This is a genomic window from Streptomyces sudanensis, from assembly GCF_023614315.1.
GTDB classification, from domain to species: Bacteria; Actinomycetota; Actinomycetes; order Streptomycetales; family Streptomycetaceae; genus Streptomyces; species Streptomyces sudanensis.
In genome coordinates this window covers 4,893,240-4,904,607 of the sequence record NZ_CP095474.1, presented here as the reverse complement: position 1 = coordinate 4,904,607, position 11,368 = coordinate 4,893,240, and the positions used below count along the sequence as shown (strand labels likewise).

Genomic DNA, 11,368 nt, shown 5'->3' with positions numbered 1-11,368 from the left:
CGCCGCGGAGGCGCCGGTCCCGCGGGCGGCGCGGTTCCCCGGCCGCGCGCCGGATCAGCCGGCCGTGAACGGGCCCCGCAGCAGCCTGCCCTCGGGGTAGGCGAGGGCGGCGGCGGGGAGGNNAGGAGNGGTCGGCCGTCGAGGAGCACCGTCAGGTCGGCCTCCGCCCCCGGGCGGGCGTCCGGCAGGGGGGCCGCGCCGACGCGGCGCAGCGCCTGGGCGGCGACGGCGCCGGCGGAGCCGTACAGCGCCACGTCCCGGCCGGTGACGGACCGGAGCGCCCCGCGGATGCGCTCCTCGACCAGCTCGTAGTGGGTGCAGCCGAGGACGACGGTCGTCACGGTGGGCGGGGTGAGCGCGGCGGCCGCGGCGATCGCGGCGCCGATCCGCTCCTCGTCGGCTTCCTGGACGGCGTCCGCGAGACCGGGGCAGGGCACCTCCGTGACCTCGACCCCGGAGGCGAACTCGGCGATCAGCCGCCGCTGGTAGGCGCTGCCGGTGGTGATGGGCGTCGCCCAGATGGCGAGGGGGCCGCCGGCGGCGGCGGCCGGTTTGATCGCCGGCACGGTGCCGACGACGGGGATGCCCGGCTCCAGCTCGGCGCGCAGCGCGGGCAGGGCGTGGACGGAGGCGGTGTTGCAGGCGACGACGAGCGCGTCGGGTTCGTACGCGGCGGCGGCGCGGGCCACGGCCAGCGCACGCGCGGTCACGTCGTGCGGTGTGCGGGGGCCCCAGGGCATGCCCTGGGGGTCGGAGGAGAGCACGAGCCGGGCGTCCGGCCGCAGCCGGCGCACCGCGGCGGCCGCCGCCAGCAGACCGATCCCGGAGTCCATGAGCGCGATCTTCACCCGGTCACCCTAACCGACCGGGCCCGTCCCGCCGCCGTTGTGGGGCAGACTGCGGCGAATGAGCGTGATCGCGTGGATCGCCCTGGTCTCGTGCGCCGCGTGGACGTGGCTGCTCCTGGGGCGGGGCATGTTCTGGCACACCGGTCAGCGGCTGCCGCGGGGCTCGGCGGAGCCGGCCCGCTGGCCGTCCGTCGCGGTCGTGGTCCCGGCGCGGGACGAGGCGGAGGTCCTCCCGGCGACCCTGCCGTCGCTGCTGGGGCAGGACTATCCGGGCCGGGCCGAGGTCGTCCTCGTCGACGACGGCAGCGAGGACGGCACCGGGGACCTGGCCCGCGCGCTGGCCGGGCGGCGGGCCGGTACCGGGCTGCCGCTGACGGTGGTGTCGCCGGGGCCGCCGGAACCCGGCTGGACGGGCAAGCTGTGGGCGGTGCGGCACGGCGTCGGGACGGTCCGCGCCCGGCAGGAGGGCGCCCCGGAGTTCCTGTTCCTCACCGACGCCGACGTCGCGCACGCCCCGGACGTCCTGCGCCGGCTGGTGGCCGCGGCGGTCTCGCACCGTCTGGACCTCGTGTCGCAGATGGCGCGGTTGCGGGTGGTCGGCGCGTGGGAGCGGCTCGTGGTGCCGGCCTTCGTCTACTTCTTCTGTCAGCTGTACCCGTTCCGCCTGGTCAACCGGGACGGCGCGCGGACGGCGGCCGCGGCGGGCGGGTGCGTGCTGCTGCGGACGGAGGCCGCCGGGCGGGCCGGGGTGCCGGACGCGGTCCGGGGCGCGGTGATCGACGACGTGGCCCTGGCGCGGGCGGTGCGCCGCGCGGGCGGGCGGCTCTGGCTGGGCCTGGCGGAGCACTCCGAGAGCGTGCGGCCGTACCCGCGCCTGGCGGACCTGTGGCTGATGGTGGCGCGCAGCGCGTACGCCCAGCTCCGGCACAGCGGCGCGCTGCTGGCCGCGGCGGTGGCGGGGCTGGCGCTGGTGTACCTGGCGCCGCCGCTGTGCCTGGCCGCCGGGGCGGTCGGCGGGGATCCGGCGGCGGCCTGGGCGGGCGGCGCGGCGTGGGCGGTGATGGCGGGCACGTACGTGCCGATGCTGCGCTACTGCGGGCAGCCGCCGTGGCTCGCCGCGCTCCTGCCGCTGACGGCCGCCCTGTACCTGCTGATGACGGTCGACTCGGCGGTCCGGCACCACCGGGGGCGGGGCGCGGCGTGGAAGGGCCGTACGTACCCCGCCCCGGGGGCGGCGGACCGGTGACGGTCCCGGGGAGTTCCGGGGGCGCTCACTTGCGGGCCGGCGTCCACTCCACGCCCCAGCCGTAGGCGCGGTCCACGGTCCGCTGGGGGCTGACCCCGTGCGGGGGGACCAGGTAGCGGGCCTCGCGCCGGACGACCAGGTCCTCCCCCTGACGGGTGATCAGGGCGAGGGCGCAGACGGTGGACGGGACGGCGCACTCGTCGAGCGAGAACTCGACGGGGGCGCCGTGCCGCGGGGTGAGCGTGACGGTGGCGTGCAGTCCGGCGAAGCTGCGGGCGCCTTCGTAGAGGGTGACGAAGACGAGGATGCGGCGGAAGGCGTCCTTGTGGTCGAGGTTGACGGTGAGGTTCTCGCCGGTCTCCACGGCGCCCGTGCGGTCGTCGCCGTCGAGGTGGATGTACGGCGGGTGGTGCAGGGCGCCGAAGGTGCCGCCGAGCGCCTGGACGACGCCCTTCCTGCCGTCGGCGAGTTCGAAGAGGGCGCACAGGTCGAGGTCGAGGGCGGGCGGGGAGGCGGAGGCGCCGCCGCGCCCGGCGCCCCGGTCCCGCGCCGGTCCGCGGGCGCTCCAGTCGAGGTTGACCCGCAGGATGCCGGAGGTGCCGCCCTGCTCGGCGAGCGACACGGACGGGACGTCCTTCGTCAGGATCGCCTTCGACAGCCGCACGGGCGCCGGCGCGGGAGCGGGAGCGGACGCGGGAGCGGACGCGGATACGGGAGCGGACGTGGGAGCGGACGTGGGAGTGGACGCGGATACGGAAGCGGACGCGGATACGGAAGCGGACGCGGATACGGAAGCGGATACGGAAGCGGGCGCGGGAGCCGAGGCGGGCACGGGAGCGTTCACGGCAGCAGGCCCGGAAGCAGGCGCGGGTCCGGAGGTGGGAGCGGGCGCAGAAGCAGAAGCAGGCGCGGGTCCGGAGGCAGGCGCAGGCGCAGACGCGGGCCCGGAAGCGGGCGCGGGCCCCTGTGCGGCGGTCCGCGCGGAGGGCGGCGGCGGTGTCCCCGGCGCTACGGCGGGGGGCCGGACGGCGGCGGGGACCGGCGACGAAACCGCGTCGGCCGGAGGGTCCGGCCGACGCGGTTCGTCGACTGTGACGCCGAAGGCCCTCACCAGCCCCGCCAGCCCCGTGTCGTACCCCTGCCCCACCGCGCGGAACCTCCAGGCGCCCTGGCGCCGGTACAGCTCGCCCATGACGAGGGCGGTCTCCACCGTCGCGTCCCGGCTGTCGAACCGGGCGACCTCCGCGCCGTCCGCCGCGTCCAGGACCCTGACGCACAGCTCCGGCACCCGGCGGAACGTGCCGCCGTCCGCCGAGGCGGCCAGGACGACGCGTTCCACCTCGGCCTCCACGCGCGGGAGGTCCACGGCGAGCGTCTCCGTCACGGACGCGCCCGCGACCCGTCTGCCCTCGTGGCGCACCGCCCGCGAGGGGTGCGCCGGCTGGTTGTAGAAGACGAGGTCCGCGTCGGAGCGCACCCTCCCCGACACGAGCAGCAGGGCCGACGCGTCGACCTCGGGCACCCCGGGAGCCGAACGCCAGCCCAATTCGACGCGAAGACTTCGCGCGGGCACCGGAACATTGGCTCCTTTAATCATGGACATGACGCCCCCATCGCGTTCCGGATCCGGGCCACCCGTGCGGCGGCCACGCTAATCCCGACCGCTCCGCCACATCCGGCGAACTCGCCGGTAACCCCCTGTCAGCTCGGGTTTTGCGCGATCATCGCTCATCGCGGCGACCGATTTCCCCATGTTCGATCGCATTGCCGTTCCGGGGCCGCGCAAGATACGTCAAACAACCCGCTTATCGGCCTTCCACCCGGCACACCGTGGGCTTAACTTAGGGCCATGACCTCCCCTCGTGCCTCCTACGGCGGTGCGTACCACCACGCGCCGTCGTTCCCCGACACCCCGATCTACGACTCCCTCGTCGCGGAGCGGGGCACGCCTCAGATCGCCCCGATCCGAGTGCCCGCCGCGTACGACACCGGCATCTCCTCCCTGCCGGCGTTGCCCTCGGCCCTCCCTGCCCTCCCGGCGGCCCCCGCNNCNCAGCCCGCGGCCCCGTCCTACGGCGGCTACGGCTACCCCCAGCAGGCCCCCGCGCCGCAGTACGCCCCGCCGCAGTACACCCCGGCGCCGCACGCGTCGGCGCCGTACGTGCCGCAGCAGGCCACGGCCCCGCGCGGCTACCCCGGCCCCCAGCCGGTGCGCCCCGTCGCGCAGGTGGCCGCCGGGTACGAGGCGATGCGCCCCGTCGCGCCGCGTCCCGCCCCGGTGCCCGCGGCACCGTACGACGATCCCTACCAGCGGCCGTACCAGGGCGGTTACTGACGGGACCCGCGCCGCGGGACGGGGGCGGCCGGGCCCGGCACCGGCCCCACCCCGACCGGGGACCCCTGGCAGGATGGGGCCATGCCGAGTGATGAGGTCACCTCCCAGCCCCTCCTGAGCTCCCTGCACGTCCACCCCGTGAAGGCCCTGGGCGGCTTCGCGCCCGCGCAGGCGGCCGTGGAACCGTGGGGCCTGGCCGGGGACCGCCGCTGGATGATCGCCGACCGGGACGGCAGGGCGGTGACGCAGCGTCAGCGCGCCGAGCTGGCGCCCCTCTCCGCCGAACCGCTGCCCGGCGGCGGGGTGCGGCTGTCCGCGCCCGGCCGCGCGCCGCTGGACGTCCCCGTGCCCGACCCCGCCGGCGGCACGGTCGTCGTCGAGGTGTTCGGCACGAAGATCGACGCCGTGCCCGCCGGGCCGGAGCCCGACGCGTGGTTCGGCGACCACCTGGGCGCCGACGTACGGCTGGTGCACATGGACGACCCGGCGCGCCGCCGTCCGATCGCCCCCGCGTACGCGCGCGCGGGCGAGACCGTCAGCTTCGCCGACGGCTTCCCGCTCCTGGTGACCACCACCGCGTCCCTCGACGCCCTCAACGCGCTCGTCGCGGAGGGCGACCACGCCGACGAGGGGCCGCTGCCCATGGAGCGGTTCCGGCCGAACCTCGTCGTCGGCGGCACCGCCGCCTGGGAGGAGGACCGGTGGGCGCGGATCGCCGTCGGCGACGTCGTCTTCCGCGTCGCCAAGCCGTGCGGCCGCTGCGTCGTGACCACCACCGACCAGCGCACCGGCGTCCGGGGCCGGGAGCCGCTGCGCACACTGGCACGGCACCGCAGGATCGACGGCAAGGCGGTCTTCGGCCAGAACCTCGTCCCCGAGTCCACGGGGACGCTGCGCGTCGGCGACCCGGTGCGCGTCCTCGCCCTCCGCGACGGGGCGTGACGGCCCCGCCGGACGGCGCCGCGCACGCCGCGCGCAGGGCGCCGTCCGGCGGGGGNNNNGCGGGCCGCCCGGGCTCCGCCGTGCGCGCTACGGTGGGGCCGACGGGCCGGTGAGCGGACGGCCGCGAGCACACGAGGCGGGGGCAGATCAGCACCATGGCACAGGGCACGGTCCAGGTCACGCACAGCGGCGCGTCGCGGTGGCGGCGCCGCACGGGTGAGTACGCCTCCCTCGCGGCGGCCCTGGAGGCCGCGACGGACGGCGACGTCCTCACCGTCGCCCCCGGCACGTACCGGGAGAACCTCGTGCTGCGGCACGCCGTGACGCTGCGCGGCGCGGACGGCGCCGCCGGCTCGGTGCGCATCGCACCGGCCGACGGGGTGCCGCTGACCGTGCGCGCCTCCGCAACCGTGCGGGACCTGCACCTGGAGGGGCAGGACGCGGCGGCGCCCGCGCTGCTCGTCGAGGACGGCTCGCCGGACCTGCTGGACCTGCGGATCGTGACCCGTTCGGCGGCCGGTGTGGAGGTGCGGGGCGCGGCCGCCCGGCCCACGGTGCGGCGGTGCACGGTCGACAACCCGGCGGGCGTCGGCATCGGCGTACTGGACGGCGCGGGCGGCGTGTTCGAGGAGTGCGAGGTGGTCTCGGCGGGCCAGGCCGGGGTGTCGGTGACCGGCGGGGCGCGCCCCCGGATCGAGCGGTGCCGCGTCCACCACGCCTCGGGTGCGGGCCTGTCGGTGACCGGCGAGGACAGCTCCCTGGAGGCCGTCGGCTGCGAGGTGTACGAGATCCGCGGCAGCGGCGTGCGCGTCGGCGGGCGGGCCGTGGCGCACCTGTCCGACTCGGTGGTGCACCGCACGTCGGCGGACGGGGTGACCCTGGACACGGACGCGGTGCTGACGCTGTCCGACTGCGACATCCACGACGTGCCGGAGAACGCGGTCGACCTGCGGTCCCGGTCGGTGCTGACGCTGACGCGGTCGAAGGTGCGGCGGTTCGGGCGCAACGGCCTGTCCGTGTGGGACCCGGGCACCCGCGTCGACGCCAACCGGTGCGAGATCCACGACAGCACGGGCGACTACCCGGCGGTGTGGGTGAGCGACGGGGCGACGGCGGTGCTGGAGGCCTGCCGCGTGCACGACGTGCCGGACGCGCTGTTCGTCCTGGACCGGGGGTCGCGGGTCGACGTGGTCGACAGCGACCTGTCGCAGGTGCGGAACACGGCCGTGTCCGTCAGCGACGGGGCGACCGCGCAACTGGACGACTGCCGCGTGCGGGAGGCGGCGACCGGTGCCTGGTTCCGCGACCACGGCAGCGGAGGCACGCTCGCCGGCTGCACGTTCGACGGGGTGCAGACGGGGGTCATCGTCACCAAGGGCGCCGACCCGGCCGTGGAGCGGTGCACGGTCGCCTCGCCCGCGGAGGCCGGGTTCTACGTGTCGGCGGAGGGCCGCGGCACGTTCACCGGCTGCCGCGTCACGGGCAGCGGCGGCTACGGCTTCCACGTGATGGACGGGTGCCGGACGACACTGCGGCGGTGCCGTACGGAGCGCTGCGCGCGCGGGGGGTACGAGTTCGGCGAGGACGGTCCGGTCGCCGAGGAGTGCACCAGCGACGAGAGCGGTGTCACCGGCCGCGCCGCCCTGGGCTCCCCGTCCGCGGCGGTCCCGGCGCCGGCCGGACCCGTCGTGCCGGCCGTGGCGACCGCGGCGGTGCCCGCCCCCGGCGGGCCGCCGGGGGCGGCNCCGGCGCGGGTGCCGGCCGCCGCGCCCGCCCCGGAGCCGGTGCGCGGCTCCCAGGACGTGCTGGGCGAGTTGGACGCGCTGGTGGGGCTGGAGAGCGTCAAGCGGGAGGTCCGCACCCTCACCAACATGATCGAGGTGGGGCGCAGGCGGCGGGAGGCCGGGCTGAAGGCGGCGTCCGTCCGCCGCCACCTGGTGTTCACCGGCAACCCCGGCACCGGCAAGACCACGGTGGCCAGGCTGTACGGCGAGATCCTCGCGTCCCTCGGCGTCCTGGAGCGCGGCCACCTCGTCGAGGTGTCGCGGGTGGACCTGGTCGGGGAGCACATCGGGTCCACGGCGATCCGCACGCAGGAGGCGTTCGACCGGGCGCGCGGCGGGGTGCTGTTCATCGACGAGGCGTACGCGCTGTCCCCGGAGGACTCGGGGCGGGACTTCGGCCGCGAGGCGATCGACACGCTGGTGAAGCTGATGGAGGACCACCGGGACGCGGTGGTGGTGATCGTCGCCGGCTACACGGCGGAGATGGAACGGTTCCTGACCGTCAACCCGGGTGTGGCGTCCCGTTCCTCACGGACCATCAGCTTCCCCGACTACACGCCCGGCGAGTTGCTGCGGATCGTGGAGCAGCAGGTCGACGACCACGAGTACCGGCTCGCCGACGGCACGGCCGAGGCGCTGCTGAAGTACTTCGAGGCGCTGCCCAAGGGCCCCGCCTTCGGCAACGGCCGTACCGCGCGGCAGGTGTTCGAGTCGATGGTGGAGCGGCACGCGGGCCGGGTCGCCGTGCTCGCCGGCGCGAGCACGGACGACCTGAGCCTGCTCTACCCGGAGGACCTGCCGGAGTCGCCGTGAGGGGCGTCGCCGCCGGTGCCGGCGCCGCGCTGCCGGGGCACCGGCAGGGGCGGGGCGGGCGGCAGGCGGTCGAGGAGCGCGGCCCGTTCGCGGGCGAACGCGGGGTCGGCCTGGTAGTCGCCGTGGCCCAGGACCGGCTCGGGCAGCGGGTGGTCGGGGGTGCGGCCGTAGACGAGCGGGTCGCGCAGGGGCGGGTGGTCGACCTCCGCCCGGCCGTCCCCGGCGGGCAGCCGGACGGGGCCGCCGATGGGGTCGGTGCGCCGCCACAGGTTGCGCCAGCCGCTCACCTCGCGGTGGAGGTGGGCGAGCGGTTCGCGGCCGAAGTAGGCGGGGAACCACCGCCCGTACAGCCGCTCCAGCGGTGAGCCGTACGTGAGGAGCGCGACGCGGTGGCGGGTGGTGTGCGGCAGCTGCCAGACCGCCGCGGCCGCCAGGACGCTGCCCTGGGAGTGGCCGGAGATGACCAGGCGCCCGCCCGTGCGGTCCGTCCAGGACGCCATCCGCCAGGTCAGGTCGGGGACGGCGCGCTCGGCGTAGCAGGGCGGGGCGAACGGGTGGGCGGCGCGCGGCCAGAACGTGCCGACGTCCCACAGGATGCCGATGGTGCGGCGGGCGGAGGCGTCCCGGTAGGCGCGGCGGCCCCAGGTGACGAACAGGATGCAGCCGACCCCGACCAGCCAGGAGCCGAGCGCCTGGCTGCCCTCGGCGACGGCGTCGAGGAGGACGGGCCCTTCGTCGAACGCCTCCCCCGGCACCGTGCCGGTCCCCCAGGTGCCGGCGACGCCGACCGCGCCGAGCAGCAGGGTCGCGGCGGCGAGCAGCCCGATGAGGACCGGGGCGGTGTCGGTGAGTCCGGCGGCGGCGCGGATGCGGGCGATCCGGCGGGTGCGCACCGGGTCGGGCGTCTCCCCCGGGTACTCGGCCTCGACGGCGGGCTCGAGGCGCCGGGCGGCGAGCGCGGTCCGGGCGAGCAGGAACACCGCCGGGGCGAGCAGCAGGAGCAGCAGCGGGGGGATGACGGCGGACTGCCAGCTGAGCAGCAGGGGCGGCCCGGCGATCGGGCCGTCCCCCGCGCCGGGCGTGCCGGGGCCGTCGAGCCAGTCGGCGACGCGCTGGGCGACCCCGCCCGCCATCACCCCGCCGAGGGCGCAGGCCAGTACGGCGACGGCGGGCCCGGCGAGTCCGTGCAGCGCGGTGCGCGGGTCGGGCGCGCGGCGGTACAGGCGCACCGCGACGGCCGCGAGGAGCACGATGAGGACGCCCTGGCCGAGGAGGAGGACGCTGAACGCGGCGTCGCCCGGGAGGGACCCGGAGGACCGCCAGCCGGGCCGGGACCAGGAGGCGTACAGGGCGGCGGCGAGGAGCAGGGCGGCGGCGGCGGCCGGCAGCCGGGCGACCAGGGTCCGGTCGAGGCGGTCGTCGAGGCGGCCCTCGCTGCGCCCCCGCCGGCAGACGACGGCGGCCGCGGCGACGGCCCCGACGGCGAGGGCGCCCTCGATGCCCCAGCCGAGGACGGCGCGCAGCGTGTCGCCGGCGCCCCGGTCGTGGCGGGCGGCGGCGCCCGCCACGGCGGCGGCGACGGTGAGCAGTCCGGCGGCGGTGTGCGCCGCGCGGAGCCGCGCGACGTGGCGGCGGCCGTACCAGAAGCCGGGGCGGCCGAGGGCGGGGCGGTCGTCGTCCTCCTCCTCGGCGCGCGGCGGGCGCTGCGCCTCGTACGCGGCCCAGGTGCGGCGGGACAGGTACCACAGGAGGGCGACGAGCGCGGTGGGGACGGCGGCGGCGGCGGTGAGGCGGCGGCCCGGCTGGGACCACCAGCCGCCCTCCGCGGCGGCGAGGGGGCCCAGCCAGGAGCGGCCCTCGGCGCAGGCGGCGGAGCCCGCGCACTGCCAGGCCGTCAGGTCCAGGGCGACCTCGCAGGCGGCGGCGGTGAGGAGCACGGTGAGGCTGAGCGCGACCAGCCGGACGAGGACGCCGTACAGGCGGGCGGAGCGGCCGTGCCCGGTGGCGGACGGGCGCATCCAGTGGGCCAGGTTGATCACCATGAACGGCAGGAGGAGCAGCCACAGGGCGCGGGTGCCGTTGCCGGAGGTGAGGTTGCACCAGCAGTACGCCTCCGGGACGGGGCCGTCGCGGAACCGGCCCGGTTCGTCCTCCGCGCGCACGTCGGCGGCCCGCCGGTACACGGCGGCGGTGTCGTCGCCCGTGACGCGGACGGTGCGGGGGTCGTCGAGCATCTCGCCGGGGGTGGTGCCGCCGACGCCGTGCACGAGGAGTTCGAGCGCGGCTCCGGTGTCGCGCGGCTCCGGCGCGGCGGCCGGGACGGGTTCCGGTGTGGCTGGGGGCACTTGGGGGCTCGCTCTCTGCGGCGCGTACGGGTGACGGGGTGACAGGACAAGCCTGGCCGGTCGGGAGGCGCGGCGCACGGCTCTCGCGCAATCTCCCTCCGCCCCGCGGTGCGGGACGCGTGACAGGATGTGTCCGCCCGGTCCGCCGCGCGAACGGCGGGCCCCCCGGAGTACGTCCCCTGACCACGGAAGGACCGGCCCCTGCGGTGAGCGGCAACCAGAACCTCCTCGCGGAGCAGCGGCGCGCCTTCATCCTCGACGAGGTGAGACGGCGCGGCGGGGTGCGGGTCAACGAGCTCACCCGCCGGCTCGACGTGTCGGACATGACGGTGCGGCGCGACCTGGACGCGCTGGCGCGGCGCGGCGTGGTGGAGAAGGTGCACGGCGGCGCGGTGCCGGCCGCCCGGACGGGTGCGCACGGGCCGGTCCCCGGCCCGGAGCCGGCGCCGGGACCGGCGGCGAAGGAGGAGATCGCGCGGGAGGCGGCGGCGATGGTGGCGCCGGGCAGCGCGGTCGCCCTGTCCGGCGGCACCACGGCGTACGCGGTGGCGCGGCGCCTGGTGGGCCTGCCGGGCCTGACGGTGGTGACGAACTCCGTGCGGATCGCGGACGCGTTCCACTCCGCGCCGGCCCCGGAGCCGGGCGGCGGGGAGCGGCCGGGGGCGGCGACGGTGGTGCTGACGGGCGGGGTGCGGACGCCGTCGGACGCGCTGGTCGGCCCGGTGGCGGACCGGGCGATCGGGACGCTCCGCTTCGACGTGCTCTTCCTCGGGGTGCACGGGGTGTCGGCGGAGGCCGGCCTGTCCACGCCGAGCCTGGCGGAGGCGGAGACGAACCGGCGGCTGATCCGGTCCGCGCGGCGGGTGGTCGTCGTGGCGGACCACACCAAGTGGGGGAGGGCGGGCCTGAGTTCGTTCGCCCGGCTGGAGGAGGTCGACACGCTGGTGACGGACGCCGGGGTGCCGGACGGGGTGCGGGCCGCAATGGCGGAGCACCTGCCGGGCCTGGTCGTCGCGGAGCGGGAGGCCGGCGGGCGGGACGCGGTCGGGGCGCNG

The 11,368-nt window shown here is 77.3% G+C and carries 7 protein-coding genes and 3 pseudogenes; 7 read left to right on the top strand and 3 right to left on the bottom strand.

Translation table 11 applies throughout. The features are described from left to right. Positions 1-129 precede the first annotated feature (129 nt). A partial coding sequence (locus MW084_RS22700; RefSeq protein WP_275563854.1) for a glutamate racemase occupies positions 130-833 on the bottom strand: 704 nt, incomplete at its 3' end. A gap of 73 nt (positions 834-906) precedes the next feature. Here MW084_RS22700 and MW084_RS22695 point away from each other — a divergent pair. Next, a complete protein-coding gene (locus MW084_RS22695) occupies positions 907-2,094 on the top strand; it encodes a glycosyltransferase (protein WP_010476038.1) in 1,188 nt (395 codons plus the stop codon). A gap of 25 nt (positions 2,095-2,119) precedes the next feature. Here MW084_RS22695 and MW084_RS22690 read toward each other — a convergent pair whose 3' ends face one another. Continuing rightward, positions 2,120-3,697, bottom strand: coding sequence for a TerD family protein (locus tag MW084_RS22690; protein WP_275563762.1), 1,578 nt, complete (start codon positions 3,695-3,697; stop codon positions 2,120-2,122). A gap of 246 nt (positions 3,698-3,943) precedes the next feature. Here MW084_RS22690 and MW084_RS22685 point away from each other — a divergent pair. The 5 genes and pseudogenes from MW084_RS22685 to MW084_RS22665 all read left to right on the top strand — a co-directional run. Beyond that, positions 3,944-4,143 (top strand): annotated as a pseudogene (locus MW084_RS22685) (DUF6643 family protein); the annotation flags it as partial. Between the two features lie 2 nt (positions 4,144-4,145). Then, positions 4,146-4,429 (top strand): DUF6643 family protein (locus MW084_RS22680; RefSeq protein ID WP_338057703.1); only part of this gene is annotated, 284 nt, incomplete at its 5' end. An 81-nt stretch (positions 4,430-4,510) separates the two neighbouring features. Then, complete coding sequence (locus MW084_RS22675; protein ID WP_010476047.1) at positions 4,511-5,371, top strand: MOSC domain-containing protein; 861 nt, start codon at positions 4,511-4,513, stop codon at positions 5,369-5,371. A 155-nt stretch (positions 5,372-5,526) separates the two neighbouring features. Continuing rightward, positions 5,527-7,115, top strand: a pseudogene (locus MW084_RS22670) (right-handed parallel beta-helix repeat-containing protein); the annotation flags it as partial. Between the two features lies 1 nt (position 7,116). After that, positions 7,117-7,968: AAA family ATPase (locus tag MW084_RS22665; protein WP_275563761.1), on the top strand; the 852-nt coding region annotated here is incomplete at its 5' end. On the opposite strand, the gene MW084_RS22660 is transcribed toward MW084_RS22665, so the two are convergent. Beyond that, positions 7,938-10,313, bottom strand: coding sequence for a hypothetical protein (locus MW084_RS22660; protein ID WP_010471928.1), 2,376 nt, complete (start codon positions 10,311-10,313; stop codon positions 7,938-7,940). The genes MW084_RS22665 and MW084_RS22660 overlap by 31 nt on opposite strands. 206 nt (positions 10,314-10,519) lie before the next feature. On the opposite strand from MW084_RS22660, the pseudogene MW084_RS22655 reads away from it, so the two are divergent. Next, positions 10,520-11,366 (top strand): annotated as a pseudogene (locus tag MW084_RS22655) (DeoR/GlpR family DNA-binding transcription regulator); the annotation flags it as partial. Between the last annotated feature and the right edge of the window lie 2 nt (positions 11,367-11,368).

Bases quoted from the DNA above. Each gene is read 5' to 3' on its own strand.
- MW084_RS22695 (WP_010476038.1), top strand. From the start codon at position 907: ATGAGCGTGATCGCGTGGATCGCCCTGGTCTCGTGCGCCGCGTGGACG.
- MW084_RS22690 (WP_275563762.1), bottom strand. From the start codon at position 3,697: ATGTCCATGATTAAAGGAGCCAATGTTCCGGTGCCCGCGCGAAGTCTT.
- MW084_RS22675 (WP_010476047.1), top strand. From the start codon at position 4,511: ATGCCGAGTGATGAGGTCACCTCCCAGCCCCTCCTGAGCTCCCTGCAC.